At 62.1% G+C, this 20,639-nt stretch carries 20 protein-coding genes, 1 tRNA gene and 1 pseudogene; 15 read left to right on the plus strand and 7 right to left on the minus strand.

Features of this window, described 5'->3' with window-relative positions:
* The first annotated feature begins 79 nt into the window (after positions 1 to 79).
* The 5 genes from BLR85_RS16770 to BLR85_RS16790 all read left to right on the plus strand — a co-directional run bounded on the left by BLR85_RS16770 (position 80) and on the right by BLR85_RS16790 (position 4,966).
* Positions 80 to 1,690: a pilus assembly protein TadG-related protein gene (locus BLR85_RS16770; protein WP_093158745.1), complete on the plus strand. Its 1,611-nt coding sequence runs from the start codon at positions 80 to 82 to the stop codon at positions 1,688 to 1,690.
* A gap of 238 nt (positions 1,691 to 1,928) precedes the next feature.
* On the plus strand, positions 1,929 to 3,119 hold the full coding sequence (locus tag BLR85_RS16775) for a Tad domain-containing protein (protein WP_093158750.1): 1,191 nt from the start codon (positions 1,929 to 1,931) through the stop codon (positions 3,117 to 3,119).
* A 90-nt stretch (positions 3,120 to 3,209) separates the two neighbouring features.
* Positions 3,210 to 3,776 (plus strand): hypothetical protein, encoded by a 567-nt coding sequence (locus BLR85_RS16780; protein ID WP_139188431.1) that lies wholly within the window; start codon positions 3,210 to 3,212, stop codon positions 3,774 to 3,776.
* Between the two features lie 18 nt (positions 3,777 to 3,794).
* Positions 3,795 to 4,340 (plus strand): TadE/TadG family type IV pilus assembly protein, encoded by a 546-nt coding sequence (locus BLR85_RS16785; RefSeq protein ID WP_093158760.1) that lies wholly within the window; start codon positions 3,795 to 3,797, stop codon positions 4,338 to 4,340.
* Positions 4,341 to 4,357: 17 nt separating this feature from the next.
* Entirely contained in the window at positions 4,358 to 4,966 is a 609-nt protein-coding gene (locus BLR85_RS16790) for a TadE/TadG family type IV pilus assembly protein (protein ID WP_093158764.1), read from the plus strand.
* A gap of 50 nt (positions 4,967 to 5,016) precedes the next feature.
* Here the strand turns inward: BLR85_RS16790 and BLR85_RS16795 are convergent, their stop codons facing one another.
* Positions 5,017 to 5,538, minus strand: coding sequence for a hypothetical protein (locus BLR85_RS16795; protein WP_093158769.1), 522 nt, complete (start codon positions 5,536 to 5,538; stop codon positions 5,017 to 5,019).
* Positions 5,539 to 5,683: 145 nt separating this feature from the next.
* Here BLR85_RS16795 and BLR85_RS16800 point away from each other — a divergent pair, with 145 nt between their 5' ends.
* Positions 5,684 to 6,595 (plus strand): pirin family protein, encoded by a 912-nt coding sequence (locus BLR85_RS16800; protein WP_093158774.1) that lies wholly within the window; start codon positions 5,684 to 5,686, stop codon positions 6,593 to 6,595.
* 18 nt (positions 6,596 to 6,613) lie between these two features.
* Here BLR85_RS16800 and BLR85_RS16805 read toward each other — a convergent pair whose 3' ends face one another.
* Entirely contained in the window at positions 6,614 to 7,207 is a 594-nt protein-coding gene (locus BLR85_RS16805) for a TetR/AcrR family transcriptional regulator (RefSeq protein WP_093158778.1), read from the minus strand.
* A 106-nt stretch (positions 7,208 to 7,313) separates the two neighbouring features.
* Here BLR85_RS16805 and BLR85_RS16810 point away from each other — a divergent pair, with 106 nt between their 5' ends.
* Both BLR85_RS16810 and BLR85_RS16815 read left to right on the plus strand, forming a co-directional pair.
* Positions 7,314 to 7,643 carry a hypothetical protein gene (locus BLR85_RS16810; RefSeq protein WP_093158782.1) on the plus strand — a complete coding sequence of 110 codons (330 nt, stop codon included), beginning with the start codon at positions 7,314 to 7,316 and terminating at the stop codon, positions 7,641 to 7,643.
* Between the two features lie 69 nt (positions 7,644 to 7,712).
* On the plus strand, positions 7,713 to 8,999 hold the full coding sequence (locus BLR85_RS16815; protein WP_093158787.1) for a homoserine dehydrogenase: 1,287 nt from the start codon (positions 7,713 to 7,715) through the stop codon (positions 8,997 to 8,999).
* Between the two features lie 26 nt (positions 9,000 to 9,025).
* Here the strand turns inward: BLR85_RS16815 and BLR85_RS16820 are convergent, their stop codons facing one another.
* Together BLR85_RS16820 and BLR85_RS16825 are read right to left on the minus strand one after the other, a co-directional pair.
* Complete coding sequence (locus BLR85_RS16820) at positions 9,026 to 10,138, minus strand: aminodeoxychorismate synthase component I (RefSeq protein WP_212635098.1); 1,113 nt, start codon at positions 10,136 to 10,138, stop codon at positions 9,026 to 9,028.
* A gap of 21 nt (positions 10,139 to 10,159) precedes the next feature.
* On the minus strand, positions 10,160 to 10,453 hold the full coding sequence (locus BLR85_RS16825) for a Dabb family protein (RefSeq protein ID WP_093158796.1): 294 nt from the start codon (positions 10,451 to 10,453) through the stop codon (positions 10,160 to 10,162).
* Between the two features lie 264 nt (positions 10,454 to 10,717).
* Between BLR85_RS16825 and glpX the strand changes: the two genes are divergently transcribed.
* The 5 genes from glpX (at position 10,718) to BLR85_RS16850 (ending at position 15,771) form a co-directional block, all read left to right on the plus strand.
* Entirely contained in the window at positions 10,718 to 11,680 is a 963-nt protein-coding gene (gene glpX, locus BLR85_RS16830; protein ID WP_093158801.1) for a class II fructose-bisphosphatase, read from the plus strand.
* A gap of 6 nt (positions 11,681 to 11,686) precedes the next feature.
* Positions 11,687 to 13,438: a single-stranded-DNA-specific exonuclease RecJ gene (recJ, locus tag BLR85_RS16835; protein ID WP_093158804.1), complete on the plus strand. Its 1,752-nt coding sequence runs from the start codon at positions 11,687 to 11,689 to the stop codon at positions 13,436 to 13,438.
* Positions 13,439 to 13,532: 94 nt separating this feature from the next.
* Positions 13,533 to 13,607, plus strand: a tRNA-Glu gene (locus tag BLR85_RS16840).
* 100 nt (positions 13,608 to 13,707) lie between these two features.
* Complete coding sequence (locus BLR85_RS16845) at positions 13,708 to 14,925, plus strand: zeta toxin family protein (RefSeq protein ID WP_093158809.1); 1,218 nt, start codon at positions 13,708 to 13,710, stop codon at positions 14,923 to 14,925.
* A gap of 66 nt (positions 14,926 to 14,991) precedes the next feature.
* Positions 14,992 to 15,771 carry an SGNH/GDSL hydrolase family protein gene (locus tag BLR85_RS16850; RefSeq protein WP_093158814.1) on the plus strand — a complete coding sequence of 260 codons (780 nt, stop codon included), beginning with the start codon at positions 14,992 to 14,994 and terminating at the stop codon, positions 15,769 to 15,771.
* A 164-nt stretch (positions 15,772 to 15,935) separates the two neighbouring features.
* Here the strand turns inward: BLR85_RS16850 and BLR85_RS16855 are convergent, their stop codons facing one another.
* From BLR85_RS16855 to BLR85_RS16865, 3 genes are all read right to left on the minus strand, one after another.
* Complete coding sequence (locus tag BLR85_RS16855) at positions 15,936 to 16,412, minus strand: heme-degrading domain-containing protein (RefSeq protein ID WP_093158818.1); 477 nt, start codon at positions 16,410 to 16,412, stop codon at positions 15,936 to 15,938.
* Positions 16,413 to 17,132: 720 nt separating this feature from the next.
* Positions 17,133 to 17,648 (minus strand): GNAT family N-acetyltransferase, encoded by a 516-nt coding sequence (locus BLR85_RS16860; protein WP_170844608.1) that lies wholly within the window; start codon positions 17,646 to 17,648, stop codon positions 17,133 to 17,135.
* A gap of 92 nt (positions 17,649 to 17,740) precedes the next feature.
* Entirely contained in the window at positions 17,741 to 18,154 is a 414-nt protein-coding gene (locus BLR85_RS16865; RefSeq protein WP_093158826.1) for an ester cyclase, read from the minus strand.
* Between the two features lie 180 nt (positions 18,155 to 18,334).
* Between BLR85_RS16865 and BLR85_RS16870 the strand changes: the two genes are divergently transcribed.
* On the plus strand, positions 18,335 to 19,753 hold the full coding sequence (locus BLR85_RS16870; RefSeq protein WP_093158830.1) for a LuxR C-terminal-related transcriptional regulator: 1,419 nt from the start codon (positions 18,335 to 18,337) through the stop codon (positions 19,751 to 19,753).
* A gap of 630 nt (positions 19,754 to 20,383) precedes the next feature.
* Positions 20,384 to 20,639 (plus strand): annotated as a pseudogene (locus BLR85_RS16880) (transposase); the annotation flags it as partial.

Raw genomic sequence — 20,639 nt, forward strand, 5'->3', positions numbered from 1 at the left:
CTAAAAGTCGCGCCAATTTTGTGGCAAAAAAAAGACCTGGGTAGGGGCGCCCATTTAGCCGGGGGGCAAGGGTGCCAAAATGTTGTTTGAGTCCGATTTGAGAATCCGCACGTCGCGGAAATCCTTTGCTACGTCCGCATCCCTGCGCCGCTTCACACGCGAAGAGGATGGCGGGCTGATAATATTCACCCTTTTCATCCTGATCTGCATGTTGCTGGCCATTGGCATGGCGATCGACACGGTGCGCACCGAGTTCACCCGCATCAAGATGCAGAACGTGACCGATGCCGCCGTTCTGGCCGCGGCCGATCTGGACCAGACGCTGGATCCGAAATCGGTGGTCGAGGATCATCTCCGCCGTGCGGGCCTCAATCCCGACGACGTGCAGATCACTGTCACGCAGGGTATCGACTCGCGCCAGGTCTCTGCCGTGACCAACTACGACGTGCCGACGATGTTCATGAACATGGTTGGCATCAAGGATCTCTCCGCCCCTGCCGCCGGCACCGCCATGGAATCGGTGAGCGAGCTGGAAATCGCCCTCGTGCTCGACAATTCCGGATCGATGGCGAGCAACAGCAATTACCGGATGAACCTTCTGAAGCCGGCCGCGAAGAACTTTGTCGAACAGGTTCTCGACAATGACAGCTCCGACGGCAAGGTCGCCATCTCCATCATTCCCTTCGCTACCCAGGTTACCGCCGGTGCGGGCCTTCTTAGCCAGTACAAGGTTTCCGATGAACACAGCTATTCTCACTGCGTTACTTTCGACGACGCGGATTTCTCCGCGGCGAAGCTGTCGACGACGCAGCCGCTCAACCGGACCGCGCATTTCGATCCGAGCAACACCCGGATGCCGCCGTATTCCAGCTCGCGCGTCTGCCGCACCGATACGAGCCGCGAGATCACGCCCTGGTCCGATGATGTCGACTACCTGAAAGGGCGGATCGACGCCATGGTCGGCTCCGGCTGGACCTCGATCGAGATCGGCGCCAAATGGGGGGCCGCCCTACTTGACCCGTCCTCGCGCCCGGTTCTGACGGCGCTCATCGAAGACAAGACGGTGGACGCGAAATTCGCCGGCCAACCCTTCGACTACGGCAGCAGCGACGCCGAAGTCAGCCGGATGAAATATCTCGTCATCATGTCCGATGGCGAAAATACCAGCCAATACGACATCAAATCCCCTTACCGCGACGGGCTGTCGCCGCTGTTTCTCGACGGGGATACCGCCTCGCTCAACAACCTATCCTACTACGACGCCGATCACAGTGGCGACAGCAAGTACTACCGCTTCGACATCAGCGCCTGGCGTCAGCAACCCACCGGCCAGGACAATGCCAGGCAGCTTTCCTGGCCCGAGGTCTGGGACATGATGAGCGTCAAGTATTACGTCAACAGGGTCGAAGCGAAGGTTCCCGGGCTGATTGACCGAACCACCTATTCCGATGTGGTCACGGGCCCCTCCAGCACCACCAAGAACACTCGCACCTCCAATATCTGCAAAGCAGCCAAGGATGCGGGCGTGCTGGTCTTCACCATCGGCATGGACACCTATGGACAGGGCGATACAACACTGGCCGATTGTGCCTCCGGTCCGTCCTATTTCTACGACGTGGAGAGCGACGACCTCGATCAGGCCTTCACCTCCATCGCCAGGACGATCAACCAGCTGCGACTGACCAACTAGAAGGTGACCCAGGGTAAGACGAGAAAGTTACCCTGGGGAACCGTATCAAAGATTTACCTAGCGTAATTTTTAAAACAAAATCAATTGGTTCCGAAAGGGACACGCTTTGTTTCAGCACCTGAACGATTAACCAAAGCGGCGCCTAGAGGGCGCCGCTTTTCTGTCATGTTCACAGTGCCCGATAACGCATCTGCTCCTCGGAGGGGGACGCAGCAAAAAAAGCTGTGGAAGAAGTAAAATGTGTATTTCGGAGAATCCGAGCCGGACGCATACGTGTCACGGTCAGGTAAATGAGTTTGTTCGGGAGCAAGACGGAGGGCTGGTCGTCTTCAGCCTCTTCGTACTGTTGTGCATGATGCTCGCCATCGGCATGGCGATCGACGTGGCGCGTTTCGAGTATAACCGGGCAAAGCTGCAGCATACATTGGACCGGGCGGTCCTTGCCGCGGCAAACATGGAACAGACGCTCGACCCGGAATTCGTCGTCGAGGACTATTTCGACAAGGCCGGACTCGCCGACAACCTGAAGGATGTGAAAGTCTCGCAGGCGATCAACTACCGCACGGTCTCGGCCGAGGCCGGGGCCGAGATCGAGACGATCTTTCTCGACATGGTGGGGATCAACGAGTTGTTCGTGCCGGCCGCCGGCGAGGCCAATGAAACCCTGGCCGACCTGGAGGTCGCGCTGGTTCTCGACAATTCCGGCTCGATGGGATCGTGGACATCGAGTGGCAAGACGCGCCTGCAGCTTTTGCAGGAAGCGGCCAAGGATTTCGTCGAGACAGTGGCCAAGGAGGCCTCGGATGAGGGAAGCACGATCATATCGCTCGTTCCCTTTGCCGAGCAGGTCACGGTCGGCAAGACGCTGCTCGACCAGTACAATGTCTCCAGCGAGCATGACACGACCCATTGCGTCACCTTCGACAAAGAGGATTTCTATTCCGCGGCCATTGAGCCGACCGACGAACTCAGCCGGATGGCCTATTTCGATCCGGATAATTCCGGCTGGACGGTCTATGATCCGGAGATCTGCGACACGACCGGTGGGCGGGACATAACGCCCTGGACCGCGGATGCGGACACGCTCTACGACCGGATCGACGATATGTATGCGAAGGGCTGGACCTCCATCGATGTCGGCACGAAGTGGGGGGTGGCCATGCTCGATCCTTCCGCCCAGTCCGTCCTGAGTTCAATGATCGACGCAAAGAAGGTCGCTGGCGACCTCGAGGGACAGCCCTTCGACTACGATCGGGCGAGCACCATGAAGATCCTCGTGGTCATGTCCGACGGCGCGAACCGCTATCAGCGCGATATCGAGGACGCGTACAAATCCGGCCTGTCGCCGCTCTTCTACAATTCGAAGGAAGAGCAGTATTCCTACTATCAGGACGATCAGTATTATCGCGAAGGCACCACCTACACCTAAAAGTGCAAGAAAAAGGGGTGCTACTACTCCAGCACCACCGAAAATGACTGGTACGACACGCCCTATGGCGAAGTGGACGACAACGTCCAGATGACCTGGGCGGAAGTCTGGGCAGACATGACGGTCTACAAATTCGCCTACGAGTGCCTCTCGCCCGTCAATCACAACGGCAGCCATTCCTACGCGAATTCCTACTTCAACGAGGTCCTGCGGGACATCGGCTCCAAGTACGAGACCACAAGGTTGGGCAACGAAAAGAACGCTTATACCTCCGCGATCTGCTCCGCCGCCAAGGAGGAAGGCATCCTGGTCTTCACCATTGGCATGGATACCGACGACAGCGTGGCCGATGAAACGCTAGAAGACTGTGCGACGCTCTCGTCCTATTACTACGACGTGCAGAGCGTGGACATCGCCAGCGCCTTTGCGTCGATCGCGCTGCAGATCAACCAGCTTCGCCTGACACAATACCGCTCACGGCCGGATAGACCGGTCGTGACCGTCCACGAACCAGCAACAAACCGCGCGTTTGACCCTCTCTTGCCCCAATTCAGCCACACGGGCGCGGTTGAATTCCGGCAAGGACTCCCGAGCCGGAGCACGAGAGCCAGTGCGGCAGGCCGGAGAACAGGAAATGCTATTTGGGACGAGATTTGAGAAACCGAGGATAGTGGAATGAGTGGGAGAACAGGTTCGATATTGCGCCCTTGGCGCGGACGCCTGCACAGGGAGGACGGAAACGCGACCATCGAGTTCGTCATCCTGTTCCCGATCTTCATGGTCCTTTTCATGAATGCCTTCGAGATCGGCTTGCTGATGGTCCGCCAGGTGATGCTGGACCGCGCCACCGACATCGTCGTGCGCGCGCTGCGCATCGGCGAATGGGACGATCCGACCTATGACGAGGTAAAGACCAATATCTGCAACGAGGCGCTGATCCTGCCAAATTGCAACGAGAATCTGCGGCTCAATCTCAGCGCGGTCGATGAGAGCAGTTGGACCATCACGCCTGGCGCCTCGCTGTGTGTCGACAAGACCGCCACCATCCAGCCTGCTGTCACCTTCGAACTGGGCGTCCAGCACGAGATGATGCTGGTTCAGGTCTGCGCATTGCAGGAGCCGTTCTTCCCGTTGACCGGTCTGGGTCTGAGGCTTCCGCGAGTCGATGACGATCACTACGCGCTGATGACCCAATCCGCTTTTGTTAACGAACCGGGATAAGGGAGGAACGCTGCACCATGTCCGACCGCATTTTCCGCCCCACCCTCCACGCGCTTCGTCAGCTCCGTGACCGGACCGACGGCTCGCTCTCGGTCGAAGCCGCCATCATCATGCCGTTGCTCTGCGCGGTCTATGTCGGCTCCTTCGTCTGGTTCGACGCGTTCCGGATGCAGAACGTCAACCTCAAGGCGACCTACACCATTGCCGACATGATCAGCCGCGAGGCCGACGGGATCGACGAGGCCTATTTCAAAGGCATGGACGATATCTATGACTACCTGACCTATGGCGATTACGAGACCCACCTGCGCCTGACGATCATCGAATGTACCGATAAATGCGAAGACGACTCCGAGCGCGTGCTGGAAGTCTGCTGGTCGAAGGCCAGCGAAGGTCGCGCCATACTGACCACGGCCGATCTGCAGGCCCGTGCCAGCCAGGTGCCAATCTTCCCGCTGGGCGACGAACTGATCGTCGCCGAGACCTTCATGGCCTATAGCCCCGCCTTCGATGTCGGGCTGGATCCGCAGGTTTTCGAGAACATCGTCTTCACCGCCCCGCGCATGTCCGGGCAGATGAAATACACCAAGTCGAACGACAGCGTCGAACACTGCTACAACAACTGAACCGGGGCGCGTCGGTCGCCCCGTGGCGGGCGTCCATTCCCGGGGGCACTCTACGGCGCGTCGGGCGATTGTCCCGTCTGGCGAGCAAGCAGCAGCGCCGAGAGGATCTCGGCCACCGACTTGGTTTCCCCCGCCGCCGTGATGCCGCCGACACCGACCCGCTTGCCGACCCGCCACCAAAGCCCGGGCGCCCAGTGGTTGCCATCGGGAGAAGACACCGAGAGGCGGAGCAGGAAGCCGTTCGACGGCTTGATCGCGAAAGCGCCACGTTCGATCGCCACCACATCCTCGACCCGCACGACCACCCGGCCGGTACTTTCCCGTAATTCTTCCGCCGTCAGCACCAGCGAATTCTCCGTCGCCCGGCGCAGCTTTTCAGCCAGGAAAAGGGTCAATCCCCCAAGGGCGATCAGGAAGACCTGCCAGTGCAGCACGGCTGGCGGCTTGACGATACCGAGATATACAAGGCCCGCTCCCAGCGTGCACAGCACGGCAATGCCAAGGATGCGCCGAGGCGCCGATGCCGAGATGGTGGCCAGGATCTCTTCGGAGGGGGAGTCATTTTCGATCATGGCGCCTGATTACCCGCCAACTGTCCGAAGCGCGAGGGGAAATGGTTCATGTTCGAAAACGCACATTGCCACCGCGAACCCGAGAGTCCGCGGCGAATTGTAACAAGGCTCCCGCGAAGCTACTTTTGGGGAAAGGAGAGCGCAAATGTCCCTCAGACCCATTGACCACAAGTCCCGGGCAACCCTCACGATGGAAGGGGCCGGGGTGAAGCTGCACCGTGCCTTTGGTTTCCAGGACCCGGAACTCATGGACCCGTTCCTGCTGTTCGACGATTTTCGCAACGAACGGCCGGAAGATTTCCTCGCCGGTTTCCCGTGGCACCCGCATCGCGGCATCGAAACCATCACCTATGTGCTGAAAGGCACGGTCGAGCATGGCGACAGCCTCGGCAATTCCGGCTCGCTCGGCGCGGGCGACGTGCAGTGGATGACTGCCGGGTCGGGCATCCTGCACCAGGAGATGCCCTCAGGCAACGAGACCGGCCAGATGCATGGCTTCCAGCTCTGGGCGAACCTGCCGGGCCAGTTGAAGATGACCGCGCCCCGCTACCAGGATGTCGGCTCGACCGAAATCCCGGAGATTCTCGAAGACGACGGAACGCGGGTAAAGGTGATCATCGGTGATTTCTGGGGCCGCCGCGGCCCGGTGGACGGAATCGCCGCCGATCCACTATATCTCGACATCTTCGTGCCCGCCGGGGTGCGTAAGACCTTCCCGGTGGACACCTACCGGCAGGCCTTTGCCTATGTCTTCGAAGGCGCCGGCGCCTTTGCCGACGCCGCCGCGCCGCAGGGCGTGTTGCTGGAAAAGGAAGTCATGGGGCGGGAAGTGAATATCCGCGACCTCTCTGGAAACCGGACGATCATCCGCTTCGGACGCGGTGACGAGGTGGTGGTGCAGGCTGGCCCAGAAGGCGTGCGCTTCCTGCTGGTGGCGGGTGCACCTATCCGGGAGCCGGTTGCGTGGCACGGGCCCATCGTGATGAACACGCAGGAGGAGCTGCGCAAGGCCTTTGCCGAGCTGCGCAACGGAACCTTCATCCGCCCCGCCCATTAAGGCAGCGCCAGAAAAACCTCACCCGGCGAGTCCGACGGCGCGCCGGGTCATGTCCCAATAGACCTGCTCGACATCGGACCGGCTCAACCGGCCGCTTTCGCGGAACCAGGTGCTGACGCCGGTAAGCATGGCGATCAGCCCCATAACCGCCACACGCGTATCGCTGATGGTGAATTGCCCGGCGGCGCAACCCTCGGTCAGAATGTCCTGCAGAGCGTCTTCGTACCGGCGCCGCAGGGATTCCAGCGCGACGAAATTCTCCGGCTCAAGGTTGCGAAGCTCCATGTAGGAAATGAACACCTCGTCCGGCCGGTCGAGGTGATAGCGAATATGGAAGCGGACGAAGGTTTCGAGCTGCTGGGCCGGATCGGCCGATCGGGCAACCTCTTTCCAGCTCCCCAGAAGATGCTCCATATGCCCCTTCATCAGGTCGAAAAGCAGCGCCTGCTTGTCGGACGTATAGGCGTAGAGCGCGCCGGCCTGCACCCCGACCTCGGCCGCGATCTGGCGCATGGAGACAGCCGCGTAGCCATGCCGCGCAAAAAGCCTCAGCGCCGCGTCGCGGATCCTGGGGCCGGTGATTTCGGCATGGGAGCCTGTCTTTCTTGCCATTGGCCGAGCATCCATTGAACGAGCGTTCAATTCAAGAGGACATTGTGTGTCTTGCTCCCGAGGGGGCGGCTTGGATAGGTTGCGCACAGAGTAACCGGAGCCCGCGATGCGCCCTGTCCCCCTGCTTGTCATGATATGCCTGTTTTTGTTGCCAACGGCCTGCGCCCAGTTTCCGGAATTGGACGCGAAGATAACCGACAAGGCCCGGCAGGCCGACCGCCCGGTGCTCACGGACAATGCCGTGGTGCTGGAACCCGCATCCGAAGCCCTGCTCGACACCGAGACACGCGACGAGATGCTCGCCCGCGCCGCCGCCCTTCAAGCGCGCGCTGAAGCGGCAAGCGGGCCTGTAATTTCGCCAGAAGAAAGAGCAGAACTGCTGCGACGGGCGGCGGAGCTGCGCGCCGAAGCGGCACGCGTTGCACAGGAAAGCTGAACAGGCTAATCAGCCAAAGCCGCGATGCGGCAACGGACACCAAACCCTGACCACACGGGAGTATCGAGCATGACCCAACCCCTTCGCCTTGGCATTGCGGGACTTGGCACCGTCGGCACCGGTGTGATCAAGATCGTCCGCCAGAAAGCCAACCTTCTGGCCGCGCGGACCGGCCGGCCCATCGAGATCTCCGCCGTCTCGGCCCGCAACCGGGACAAGGATCGCGGCGTGCCGATTTCGGGCTATGCCTGGGAAGACGATCCCGTGGCGCTGGCCACCCGCGACGATGTCGATGTGTTCGTCGAACTGATGGGCGGCAGCGATGGCCCCGCCAAAGCCGCGACCGAAGCCGCGATTGCCGCCGGCAAGGACGTGGTAACCGCGAACAAGGCGATGCTGGCCGTTCATGGGCAGGCACTGGCCGAGGCCGCCGAGAAAGCGGGCCACGTGATCCGCTTCGAGGCCGCCGTCGCGGGTGGCATTCCCGTGGTCAAAGCGCTTACCGAGGGGCTTGCCGGCAACGAGATCACCCGCGTCATGGGGGTCATGAACGGCACCTGCAACTACATCCTGACCCGGATGGAGGATGCCGGCCTGCCCTATGAAAAGGTCTTTGCCGAGGCGGATGCGCTTGGCTACCTGGAGGCGGATCCGAACCTTGACGTCGGCGGCATCGATGCAGGCCACAAGCTTTCGTTGCTGGCCGCCATTGCTTTTGGCACCCAGGTGGATTTCGACGCGGTCGAACTGGAAGGCATCCAGAAGCTTTCGATCGACGATATCCGCACCGCGGCCAGCCTCGGCTACCGTATCAAGCTGCTGGGTGTGGCCCAGATGACCGGGCGCGGGCTGGAGCAGCGCATGTCGCCCTGCCTCGTTCCCGCCGACAGCCCGATCGGGCAATTGCAGGGTGGCACGAACATGGTCGTGCTGGAAGGCGACAGCGTCGGCCAGATCGTGATGCGCGGCGCGGGTGCGGGCGAAGGCCCGACCGCCAGCGCCGTGATGAGCGACATCATCGAGATCGCCCGCGGCACCAGGCTGACCACGTTCGGCCAGCCGGCCGCGGGGCTGGAGAAAGCACGCCCTGCCCGCGCCACGGCGCCGGCGCCCTATTACCTTCGCATGATCCTGAACGACAGACCCGGCGCGATGGCCAAGATCGCCACGGTTCTGGGCGAGGCCGGCATCAGCATCGACCGCATGCGCCAGACCCGGCACGACAGCGCCTCCGCCCCGGTGGTGATCGTCACCCATAAAACCAGCCGGGATGCGCTCGACGCCGCGCTCGCCGCCTTCGGTGGGACCGGCGTGGTTCTGGGAGAGCCGGTGGCGATCCGGATCGAGCGGGTCTAGAACAGTTCGGGACTTCCCCAAACCCTTTAATCAAGCCAGGCGAAGCGCGATTTCAGCAGCGCTTCGTCATATCCCTCCCGGGCGCGGCTGTCATGGACGATGCCGCCGCCGACATTGAGATCCACCCGCCCGTCGGACCAGCAGGTCAGGGTGCGGATGGCGACGTTGAACTCCATGCGGCCATCCGGCGCGACCCAGCCCACCGCACCGCAATAGACATTGCGGGCCATCTCTTCGAGCTTGCGCAACAGGGTCATGGCCATGATCTTGGGCGCGCCAGTCACCGAACCGCAGGGAAAGAGCGCCGCGAGGATTTCCGGCAGGCCCACCCCTTCGCGCAGCTGCGAAGTAATCCGCGACGTCATCTGGTGCACCGTGGCATAGCTCTCCACCGCGAACAGTTCCGGGACCTTGACGCTGCCGATCTCGGAGATGCGGCTGACATCGTTGCGCAGCAGGTCCACGATCATCAGGTTCTCGGCCTGGTTCTTTTCGGACGTCCGCAGCCATTCGGCATTGGCCGCGTCTTCCTCGGGCGTTGCGCCGCGCGGTGCCGTGCCCTTCATCGGTCGGGTCGTCAGCCGTCCCTCGGCATCGCAGCGAAAGAACAGCTCGGGCGAGCGCGACAGGATCGCTGGCCCGCCCAGATCGACCAGCGCGCCGTGCCGGACCGGTTGGCGGACGCGAAGTTGCTGGTAAAGCGCCTCCAGATCGCCCCGATATTCCGAGCGCATCGGGAAGGTCAGGTTGCCCTGGTAGAGGTCCCCCGCCGCGATATGGGCCTGAAGCTGATCGAAGGCCTCCGAGTAACGCTCGAAACTCCACAGGGCTTCTGGCCGCTTCAGATCCGCTTGACCGGCTGCCTCCGCGTGCACCCAAGGCTCGACCGCATCAAAAACGCCGAACAGCAACAAGGGACAGTCGCGCAGTTCCGGCAAAAGCCAGCGCAGCTTGTGGCTGAATATGAAGCCCAGCTCGTAGGACGCGTAGCCAGCCAGCCATTTCCCGTCTTCCTGCGCCTGTTTCAACGCCTCCATCGCCCCGGAAACCTGCTTCGGCTGATCGGCACGGATCAGCTTGACCGGCGCGCGAAAGGCCGTGGGCGCGCCGAGCGGTCCGCAATCGAACAGGACCTGCAGCCGATCCAAGTCGCGGCCGCCTCAGAAATCCGCGGCGATGCGAAGCTCACGCAGCGGGCGGACGATATCGATGGATTCCTGGTAGATCGGGTGCGCCTTGTAGGCGGCGAGCGCTTCTTCGCTCTCGAATTCCGCGTAGACGATCACATCGACATCATCCGACAGCGCATCCTTGCGCCGGTTATGGCTGACGTCGAAATTCTGCGAATGCGGGATGTTTCCCAGCCGCGACAACCCCTCTACGATTGTCGGAACATCTTTCTTGTCCCTGGCGCTGAAGAAAACGACATGCCTGATGAAGGGTCTGGAGCTCATTGGATCACCTATGCGCGGCGCGTGCAGAAACGACCCGCGGGCGATAGAACACCGCAGGCGCTTGTGCAAGTTGGTTTCTCAGTGGGTTGCCGGATCCCCGGCCCATCCGTGCGCGGTCGCCAGACGCGGGAAATCCGCCGGTACCGAAGGGAAGCTGTGGCCATTTTGACGCTTCGGCGCTAACACCGCTTGCGTGGGCCAGCGCTGCACCGCTACGCCGATTGAAGAACCATTTACGCTATTCTGACCCAGGAAAAACATCTCATGCACCATCCCCCCGAATTTCACGACCGTATGCTCTCGCTTGCCCTGGCCCGTGTTTCCGAAGCGGCCGCCATGGCCTCGGCGCACCTGATCGGCCACGGCGACGAGAAAGCCGCGGACCAGGCAGCCGTGAACGCCATGCGCAGCGAGCTCAACAAGCTCGAGATCCGGGGCGTGGTGGTGATCGGCGAAGGTGAGCGGGACGAAGCTCCCATGCTCTATATCGGCGAGGAAGTGGGCGATGGCGAAGGCCCCGAGGTGGACATCGCGCTCGATCCACTCGAAGGCACCACGCTGACCGCGCTCGACATGCCCAATGCGCTGACCGTCGTCGCCATGGGCCCCCGCGGCTCCATGCTGCACGCGCCGGACGTCTACATGGACAAGCTGGCGATCGGACCGGGTTATCCGCAGGACGTCGTGACGCTGAAAATGACGCCCACCGAGCGCGTTCACGCGCTGGCCAAGGCCAAGGGCTGCGAGCCCAACGCCATCAACGTGTGCATCCTGCTTCGGGATCGCCACGAGGAGCTGATCGCCGAGGTCCGCGCCACCGGCGCCGCGATCCGCCTGATTACCGATGGCGACGTGGCCGGCGTCATGCACTGCGCCGAGCCGCACAAGACCGGAATCGACATGTATATGGGATCTGGTGGGGCACCCGAGGGCGTTCTGGCCGCGGCGGCGCTCAAATGCATGGGCGGCCAGATGTATGGCCGACTCACCTTCCGCAACGAGGACGAGGTCGCCCGCGCCCACAAGGCCGGCATCGAGGATCTCGACAAGATCTACAACCGGGACGAGATGGTAACGCGCGACGTGATCTTTGCCGCCACCGGCGTGACTGACGGCAACCTGCTGCCGGGAGTGAAGCGCGAGCCGCACCGGTTCACCTGCGAAACCCTGCTGATGCGTTCCAAGACGGGCTCCGTCCGCCGCATCACCTACTCCAACCCGGTCTGATCCGGGATGGCGGCGTTCCTCGGGGTCGAGCAATCGCTCACCGGCCGGACATGGGTCGGACCGTCCATCGAACAGGAACGCCGCGCCGAAGCCATGGCGCAGGCGACCCGGCTTCCCGGGCCGCTGTGCCACACGCTGGTGCGCAGGGGCATTACCGCCGAGGAGGCTGCGGGCTTCCTTGAGCCGACCCTGCGCGACCTGCTGCCCGACCCGCTCTCGCTCAAGGACATGGAACCCGCCGCCACGCGCGTGTTGCGCGCCGCCGAGCGCGGCGAGCGCATTGCCATTTTCGCCGATTACGACGTGGATGGCGGATCGTCGGCGGCGCTGCTGATCTCCTGGCTGCGCGACATGGGCCGGCCGGCCACGCTTTATATTCCCGACCGCATCGACGAGGGCTATGGCCCCAACCCGCCCGCCATGAGCCGCCTTGCCGCGGCCCATGACCTGATCGTCTGCGTCGATTGCGGCACTCTCTCGCACGAGGCGCTTGCCGCCGCCAAGGGCGCGGATGTCATCGTGCTCGACCACCATCTTGGCGGCGAGACTCTGCCCGCTGCCCTCGCCGTAGTGAACCCGAACCGGCAGGATGAGAGCGGCGATCTGGCCCATCTCTGTGCCGCTGGCGTGGTCTTCCTGCTGCTTGTGGAGGTAAACCGGCAGCTGCGTTCCAAAGGCGCCACCGGGCCGGACCTCATGGCGCTGCTGGACCTCGTGGCGCTGGCCACCGTCGCCGACGTGGCCCCTCTGATCGGGGTCAATCGCGCGCTGGTGCGCACCGGGCTCAAGGTCATGGCGCAGCGCAACCGCGTCGGCCTGCGGGCGCTGGCCGATGTGGCCAGTCTCAACGAGGCGCCCCGCGCCTATCATCTCGGCTACCTGCTCGGCCCGCGCATCAATGCCGGCGGCCGCATCGGCAAGGCCGATCTCGGCGCCCGCCTGCTGGCGACGGTCGAACCCGCCGAGGCACAGGCACTGGCCGAGCAGCTCGACCGCCTGAACCGCGAGCGGCGCGAGATCGAACAGCGGGTCACCGAGGAGGCGATGGAACAGGCCGAGGCGCGCGGCCTCGACGGCGCGCTCGTCTGGGCCGCGGGCGAAGGCTGGCATCCGGGCGTGGTAGGCATCGTCGCCTCTCGCTTGAAAGAGGCCACCAACCGCCCTTCCGTCGTGATCGGGCTGTCGGATGGCGAGGGTAAGGGTTCGGGCCGGTCGGTCTCGGGCATCGATCTCGGCGCCTCGATCCAGCGTGTGGCGCAGGAGGGGTTGCTGATCAAGGGCGGCGGCCACAAGATGGCGGCTGGTTTGACCGTTGCCGAGGACAAGCTGGACGCCACCATGGAGCGGCTGAGCGAGCTTCTGGCCCGGCAAGGCGCCGATGCCGGCGGCCCGCGTGACCTCAAGGTGGATTCGCTCCTGATGCCGGGCGCCGCGAGCGTCGAGTTGATCGAGAAGCTCGAAACTGCCGGCCCTTTCGGCGCCTCTGCCCCTGCCCCGCGCTTCGTACTGCCCGACATGGCGATCCGCTTTGCCAAGAGGGTCGGCGAAAACCACCTGAAGGTCAGTTTCGGCGACGGGCTGGGCGCCCATATGGACGCGATCGCCTTCGGCGCCTATGACACGCCGCTCGGCCCACGGCTGGAACAGAATGGCGGCGCGCGGTTCCACCTTGCTGGCCGGCTGGAAGTTAACGAATGGAACGGCCGCCGCTCCCCGCAGCTCCGGCTGGAAGACGCCGCCGAGGCTTCCGGCGGCTGACGAAAACCCCGCTTGGAAATAATCCATCCCCGAAGCGAAAAACCGCTTGCGCGCCCCTGCGCCGTTTCCTAAATAGCGCCTCACCGATGAGCATGGTCCGTTCGTCTATCGGTTAGGACGCCAGGTTTTCAACCTGGAAAGAGGGGTTCGATTCCCCTACGGACTGCCATTTGGCACCAAAAGAGTGCCGCATTTTGCCCATAACACACTGATATTACTGCTTTTAATCTTTCGATCTCACTTGAGACGTAAGGTGTTTTGTCAGTTTTTTGCCCGAGGGCACCGAAACTTTCATCGCCACGTTGGCGCGCCGTTACCGGGTGATAGACGAGGGCTGGGCGACGACGCCGCAGGGATATTTCGATCAGAAATTGGTGGTTGTCTTTGACGACGGCACGCTTGGCGAGTTCCAATTCTGGCCGCCGGGGATGCTCGAGGCCAAGGGAAAACGCGGCGGCCACAAGCTCTATGAGATTGCGCGGGGTCCAGCGTCAACGCCGGAGCAGGTAGCAGACGCCGAGGCGAAGATGATTGCGCTTTACGGCGAAGTCGAGGACGCCAAGTCGCTCGCCTGGCGGGAACTCGATCTCGAGCCGGAGCCCTTGCAGCCCGGCGGGCGCGAGGCTACATTGCTTTTGGGCTCGCCCGCGGCCGGCAAGTCCACGATCGCAAACGAGATCGCAGTCGCCCGCGGCGCCGCAATCCTAGACAGCGACGAGATCAAGAAAACGATCCCTGAATTTGACGGGGGGATCGGCGCCGGCGCGGTCCATGAGGAAAGCTCGGATCTCGCGAAGCTGGTTGAGGCCGAATTGCTCGCCGGCGGCTACAATGTCGTTATCCCGAAAGTGGGCGGCTCGGCCGCGTCGATCGAGAAACTGGCCGGCCGGTTGCGCGCGGCCGGCTACGAGATCCGGCTCGTGAATATGGCCGTGACGAGCGAGAACGCTTACAAGCGAATGATCGGGCGCTATGTGAGTTCTGGCCGGATTATCCCGCCGGCCTATGTGGACGCGATCGGCGACAAGCCGTCATCCGTGTTCCGCGAGTTGAAAGAGAAGGGGCTTTTTGATGGTTACGCGGAAATCGACAACAACGGAGGGAAGCACGATGCAAAACCCGTCTCAGAGCTCGAAGGGGTCAACCCCCTCGAAGGAAGCCGCTTTGACCCCGGAAGAGAAGTTGACGCAGATCTATCTCCGGGTGGACGAGAACGAGGGCAAGGAAATGACCCCGTCGCACAAGAAAATTCTGGCGAAGCTTCGGGCGGAGCGAGGGCAGAAAACGCACTGACGGAAGAGACTGGCGCCGGCGAGCAGGTGCTCATGGCCGGTGTCGCGCCCGTCACGCTGCGCGATCGGCTCGAGGCGCAGGCAGACGCGCGAACGCCCTGTCCATCTTTGTCAGTTTTTTGCCAATTGCCCCTGCAAAAGGGTGCATATTGGGGACACCTTCACACACCTTTCGGTGTACACTCTCCTTTCTAAGCCCTTGTTTTTAAAGGACCGTGACACACCTTTCGGCATTCCCCTACGAAATCGGAGAAGTATGAAATGCGTAAGCTTCTGATTGCGTCGCTTGCCCTGTTCGGCCTGTTCGGCCAGGCAGCCCCGGTGATTTCCGAGGAGGTCGCCGCCGCCGCACCCAATGCCGCCTTCGTCGGCGATGCCAAGGTCGTGGCGATCTACGGAAACTCCTACACGCACTACAACAACAACCTGAACACGCGCCTGCGTGACCTGACCCGCTCCCTTCTGCCCAACAATGCGAAGGGCTACAGCTATCGCGGCCTGAGCATTTCCAGTGCCCGCCTCGGCTGGCACTTGCCCAATCTCCGGTTCCAGAACGAGCAAAAGCACTGGGACGCGGTGATCTTCCAGGGCAATTCCATAGAACAGATCCACCAAAAACCCGAGGCGCGCGCCTATTTCACGGAATCGGCAACCGAGATGGCACGGATCGCGCACGACGCCGGTTCGAGCGTGGTCTATTTCATGACCTGGGCCCGCAAGGCCAATCCCGAACAGACCGAGGCGCTGGCCAGGGCTTATGTCGAGATCGCCGAGAAGACAGGAGGATATGTTGCGCCCGTCGGGCTGGCTTTCGCGCGGGCGATGCAGGAGCATCCGGAGATCGAACTCTATTTCGTCGACGGCAAGCATCCCTCGCTGGAAGGCACCTATCTTGCAGCCTGCGTCTTCTTCGCGACGCTTTACATCCAGTCGCCTGTCGGAGGCGACGTTCCGATCGGTTCGGACATGTCCAAGGAGACGGCCGCAAAACTCCAGGCCATCGCCTGGGAGACGGTTCAGGCCTTCCGGAATACACTGTGATCTGCACGTGCCGGCGCTCTCGCGGGAGCGTCGGCACGCCAGTGAAAACCCGACCTCCGCGCCCGCAGTTCCGCGACGCCCGCCCCGTTCGGTTTCGAACCGGGAGTCCGAGACACCTGGCAGATGCTACTGCCCCCTGCCAACAGATGCCAAGGCGGCGCTCGCTACCCGGCAAGCATCGTTTCGAGGACGCGGACGATCATGGCGTGATCGTCCTCCGAGGCGAGCCCTGAGACGGTGACGGCCCCGACAACGCCTGTGCCGGCCACGCGGATCGGAAAACTGCCGCCATGCGCGGCATAGTCCATCGGGTCCAGCCCAAGATCGGCCCCGACCGTCTTTTCCGCGGCAGCGAACTGAAGACCGACCAGCATCGAGGCGCGATGTTTGCGCAGCACAACGTTGCTCTTGCGCCGCGCCCAGTGGTCATTGTCCGGCGCGCTCCCGGGCAAGGCGGCGTGAAAGAGCGTGCGGTCCGGTGTGCGAATGTCGACCACCACCGGGGCCGCCATTGTCCGCGCCTCTGAGACGAGCGCCAACCCGAGCGCAATGGCGGTTTCCTCGTCGAAATGGGAAAAGACGAGGGCGTCTTCCTGCTGCGCGATCTCGGCTGCGGTCGGCATCGGAGATGTAGCGTTCATTGTCGGCTTTCCTTTTCAATTCTCGCACAGGATCGCCGAGCTTTCATGGAATGGAAAGCGTCGAGAATGGTGTTTTCGGCAGTTCAAGAACGACGGAGCAAAGGAACCTTTAACAATAGAACGGCGTACGGCATGCGTCCGCCGGTTCCCGAGACTCAAAATGGATTTGGCCCGTGGAAATGGGGGCCGGACAATTTCGAGAGCACTGAGACAGACAGAGTACCATCTCGTGACTTCAAAGCTTTTTGCACCGCGCACGACTACAGCGACTGAAAAACTCGCCGCGAGCGCCGGCCTAATCCGCAAGCGTTTCAGTTCGCAGAAATCATCTTTCCGGTATGGGGACGTGCTTTGTCAGCCAACGCCCAACAAGATGGCCTGCTCTTTCCAGTCCGCCGAAATATCATGCGCCAGGCACCAATCAGTTGTCAGAAACGCCGGCTGACGCCCCTCGACGACCAGTCGTGCAGGCTATCGCGATCTTGAGCGGATTTTCTGCAAGGCGTGGTACGGGAACCCCGAATGTTGAGGCGCCGGCACCGGATCGCACAGGGAAGAGAAGCACCGCGACCAAAGAACATTTCCGACGGTTCTCGAACCAATCCCTACAGCCCTAATTCGAAGACAGGCTTCAATCTGGCCGTCCATTGCCCAGGTATCTCGAGGATCGCAGACTGGCAGTCGTCGGCCCTCTCCGAATGTGGTGGATTCGCAAACGCATCAATCCAGATCGTATTGCATGTAGATGAAATAGGGATCGACCTCGATCGGATCGGAGCATTCGGGATAGCGGTCGATGAACCGGAACCCGATGCTTTCGTAAATACGCAGCATGTCCCGATTGTTCCGGAGCGCGTTCACGAGGAGGGTTGTCCAACCCATTTCGCGCGCGGCGTTGATCCGGGCATCGACGATGGCGCGTCCAAGCCGGTGGCCGGTGGCCTCGGGCCGGACATAGAGGCGTTTCAGCTCGCCCGCGCCGGTACGCGCCTGGTGCAGCGTGCCGCACCCGACGAGCCGGTCACTTTCGTCATGCACCAGGATGAGCCGTCCGGTCGGGGGTAGAACCCTATGCAGGTTAGGCCAGAAAGAGGCGATCAGGTCCTGCGGTGTGTAGCGAGGCGGGCCGCCGGCCACTGCGAGTTTTTTCAGGATGACGCCGTAATATTCCAGTAGCAACGCGTCGAGCGCGGGCCGGTCGGCAACTTCCGTCACGGAGGATATCCTGTAGGTCATCTTTCCAGCTTCCGTGCTTTCGTTCGAACCAGGCGCTGACCCGATGCCGGCCCTGGTAGGCGCCGAAATGCGCGCCGCAGTGGTGCCCACCATCACGCCCACCCGAGCTGACGCAGCGCCTGAGCGTCATTCCATATCTTGGTCATGTGGCTGATCCTGTCGCCCTCAAAGGCTATGACATAGGCATAGTCCGACGCAACCGCGCGCCCCGTGGCAGCCACTGGCCCGCCCGCGCCCGTCTGGGTGCCGCGGAACACCGCCGACGCGACCACCGTCCCGCGATCCTCGTCAGCCGCAAAAGCCGTCAGTTCGTAGCGTCCGTCCGGGATCGGCACCAGCAGACCCTTCATCCATTCGGCATATTCGGCGAGGGTTTCCGTTTCGGCCAGCGCATCGGCCTGACAGGAAAAGCTTGCGAAGTCCTTGCACCAGGCCTTGCAGGCGGCCCAACCTCCACCCGTCTCGCAGGCTTCGAAAAAATCACGCGCAGTCTGTTCGATTGTCATTGGCGTATCCCCTGTCAAACATGACAGAAGGATGCTCTTGGGATCGCGCCATGGATATCAGGCAGGTGTAGTAAATTGTCATCGCGCCGTGCAGTATTCTGCTACAGCATTTGCATTATTGCGTGATGCCGGCGCCCGGAACAGGATGATCGGCCGTTCGAACGAGGACAGTTTCCGCCCATGTCGCCCGACGAGATGCTCAGCCCCCGCGAGATCGAGATCGCCAGCTCCTATGCGGCAGGTGCCACCTACCAGCAGATCGCCGAGCGCCTGCACCTCGCCCCATCGACCGTCCGCACCCATCTGGCCACGATCTATCGCAAGCTTGGCGTGTCTTCCAAGCTTGAACTCAGCAAGTTGATCGCCGGCGCCGTCCCGATCGACCCGGCGACGGAATTTCCGCCGCGCCCGGACAAGCCGTCGATTGCCGTTCTGGCCTTCGAGAACATGTCTGGCGATCCCGCGCAGGAGTATTTCTCCGACGGGATTACCGAGGAGATCATCACCGCGCTCTCCCGCTCGCCATGGCTCTTCATCATCGCCCGAAACACGACCTTCACCTACAAGGGCCAGAGCGTCGATGTCCGGCGAGTGGCGACAGAACTTGGCGTTCGTTTCGTTCTCGAGGGCAGCGTGCGCCGGGGCGGCGATCAGGTCCGCGTCACCGCACAGCTGATCGACGGCCTGACCGGCGGCCATATCTGGTCCGAACGTTACGACGGCCGGATCGAGGACGTGTTCGAATTGCAGGACGAGATCACGCGGCAGGTCGTCGCCTCGATCCAGACCGCCGTACATTTGAACACGATCGAGGAACCGGTGGAACGCCTCAGCCGACCGGACCTGACCGTTTGGGAGCTGACGATGCGATCGTGGCGCCTGCTCTACGACTTTACCCCGGAGGCCTTAGCTGCCGCCAAGACGCTTCTGGAGCGGGCCCTGGCGCTCGATCCCGAAAGTTGCGAGGCCAACCTGCTCCTGTCTCTCGTCAACCATCATCAGGCCATCATAGGGTTCGCGCCGGACAGGATGCAGGCGATGGAAGCCGCCTATGCGCTTAGCCGGCGGGCGACCCGCCTCGGCGACCGAAACGAATATGCGCATTGGGCGTTTGGTCTCTCCTGCTTGGGGGTGGACCGGCTCGACGAAGGGATCGCGGCGCTCGAACGGGCCGTGGACCTGAACCCCAATTGTTCGGTCGCCCATGGCAGTCTCGGGACGGCCCTCGCACTGGCGGGACGAACCGACAGGGCAATTCGCAACCAGGAGATCGCGATCCGAATGAACCCGAGAGACCCGAGCATCTTTTTCCGTTTTTCCGGTCTTGCCCTCGCGCACTACATTGCCGGCCGCTACGAAGTCGCCATCGAATGGGCCGAACGCTCCATTCACCGCATGCCCGGCTGGTATCGCGCGCATTTCATCCTGGCCGCGAGTCATGTCGCGCTCGGGCATACCGAGCAGGCAAAGGAGACAGTCCGGGCCTGCCGCGCCGTTCTGCCCGATATCCGTATCTCGGAGATCGACAGGATTCCAATCAAGGCGACCGGCAAGATGGGGGAGTTGCGTGCCCGCCTGAGTGAAGCCGGGTTTTCCTGAGATACGTGCCGCTGAAAATCCGGACGCTGTGACGTGAAAGCCCGCTTGCCACCCTTGGCCTCGAACGACCTTGTCACCACGATCCGTGGTTATGGGGTAGGTTGCCGACTTGCGGTGGCGCAGAGAGACGCCGGGTTTCGAGACGGTATGACTGTCGGCTTCCATCTTCTCAGAACCGCCGCATCGCGAATGCAGAGCAAATTCGGCTTCCGCTCTCTCAAGCAATTGCTGCCCAAGCACGTCTGGGCCAGGCTCAGATGCAGGCAACGCAACCGTATGGAGATCATGCCCGGTCGGTTGAAGGATTGGCAGCGTGTCACCACCCGACACGACAAATCTCCATTGGTTTTCCTTTCCTCAGTCGCACTGACCAAAACCGTCATCTTGTGGCTTTGAAATTGATTGGGCTGGAGCCCAAAGGCTCTCCACCAAAGCGGGTCAAGTCCAATTTGGATTGCAAACGTTTCCGGACAACCCACGTCGAGTAGCGCCCCGGGCTTTCGCCTCCCATGTCCTCCGGGACAGTATCATCTCCCAAGAAAGGCCACTAAAGCGTACCGCCAAAAACCTGAATCGTTGGGATTCCGTTGAAGCCTGATCTGTGATTCATCCTGTTTGGGAGGATGGATCATGTCAGCACCTTTGCCGGACGTGCTGCGGCTGCGGTTTCAGAAGTTGGTTGAAGTAGGGTTAAGCGGGCGCGCGGCAGCGTTGCGGTTAAAGCTGTCGCCAGCAACAGGGGCCAGATGGGCGCTCTCGATCCGGCGCACGGGCCGTGCCTGTGCCGCTCCCCAAGGTCGTCCCAAAGGCAAGGGAAAGCTCGATCCGCATCGCGCCTTCTTCGCCGAGATCATCGGGCAGGACGGGGACATCACGATGCCGGAAC

The sequence above is a fragment of the Aliiruegeria lutimaris genome (assembly GCF_900099935.1).
Classification (GTDB): Bacteria; Pseudomonadota; Alphaproteobacteria; order Rhodobacterales; family Rhodobacteraceae; genus Tropicimonas; species Tropicimonas lutimaris.

Coding starts and splice junctions, on each gene's coding strand:
- BLR85_RS16855 (WP_093158818.1), bottom strand. CDS start 16,412: ATGAACGCTACATCTCCGATGCCGACCGCAGCCGAGATCGCGCAGCAG.
- BLR85_RS16850 (WP_093158814.1), top strand. CDS start 14,992: ATGCGTAAGCTTCTGATTGCGTCGCTTGCCCTGTTCGGCCTGTTCGGC.
- BLR85_RS16770 (WP_093158745.1), top strand. CDS start 80: ATGTTGTTTGAGTCCGATTTGAGAATCCGCACGTCGCGGAAATCCTTT.
- BLR85_RS16785 (WP_093158760.1), top strand. CDS start 3,795: ATGAGTGGGAGAACAGGTTCGATATTGCGCCCTTGGCGCGGACGCCTG.
- recJ (WP_093158804.1), top strand. CDS start 11,687: ATGGCGGCGTTCCTCGGGGTCGAGCAATCGCTCACCGGCCGGACATGG.
- BLR85_RS16810 (WP_093158782.1), top strand. CDS start 7,314: ATGCGCCCTGTCCCCCTGCTTGTCATGATATGCCTGTTTTTGTTGCCA.
- BLR85_RS16795 (WP_093158769.1), bottom strand. CDS start 5,538: ATGATCGAAAATGACTCCCCCTCCGAAGAGATCCTGGCCACCATCTCG.
- BLR85_RS16865 (WP_093158826.1), bottom strand. CDS start 18,154: ATGACAATCGAACAGACTGCGCGTGATTTTTTCGAAGCCTGCGAGACG.
- glpX (WP_093158801.1), top strand. CDS start 10,718: ATGCACCATCCCCCCGAATTTCACGACCGTATGCTCTCGCTTGCCCTG.
- BLR85_RS16860 (WP_170844608.1), bottom strand. CDS start 17,648: ATGACCTACAGGATATCCTCCGTGACGGAAGTTGCCGACCGGCCCGCG.
- BLR85_RS16775 (WP_093158750.1), top strand. CDS start 1,929: ATGTGTATTTCGGAGAATCCGAGCCGGACGCATACGTGTCACGGTCAG.
- BLR85_RS16815 (WP_093158787.1), top strand. CDS start 7,713: ATGACCCAACCCCTTCGCCTTGGCATTGCGGGACTTGGCACCGTCGGC.
- BLR85_RS16780 (WP_139188431.1), top strand. CDS start 3,210: ATGACCTGGGCGGAAGTCTGGGCAGACATGACGGTCTACAAATTCGCC.
- BLR85_RS16825 (WP_093158796.1), bottom strand. CDS start 10,453: ATGAGCTCCAGACCCTTCATCAGGCATGTCGTTTTCTTCAGCGCCAGG.
- BLR85_RS16805 (WP_093158778.1), bottom strand. CDS start 7,207: ATGGCAAGAAAGACAGGCTCCCATGCCGAAATCACCGGCCCCAGGATC.
- BLR85_RS16870 (WP_093158830.1), top strand. CDS start 18,335: ATGTCGCCCGACGAGATGCTCAGCCCCCGCGAGATCGAGATCGCCAGC.
- BLR85_RS16790 (WP_093158764.1), top strand. CDS start 4,358: ATGTCCGACCGCATTTTCCGCCCCACCCTCCACGCGCTTCGTCAGCTC.
- BLR85_RS16800 (WP_093158774.1), top strand. CDS start 5,684: ATGTCCCTCAGACCCATTGACCACAAGTCCCGGGCAACCCTCACGATG.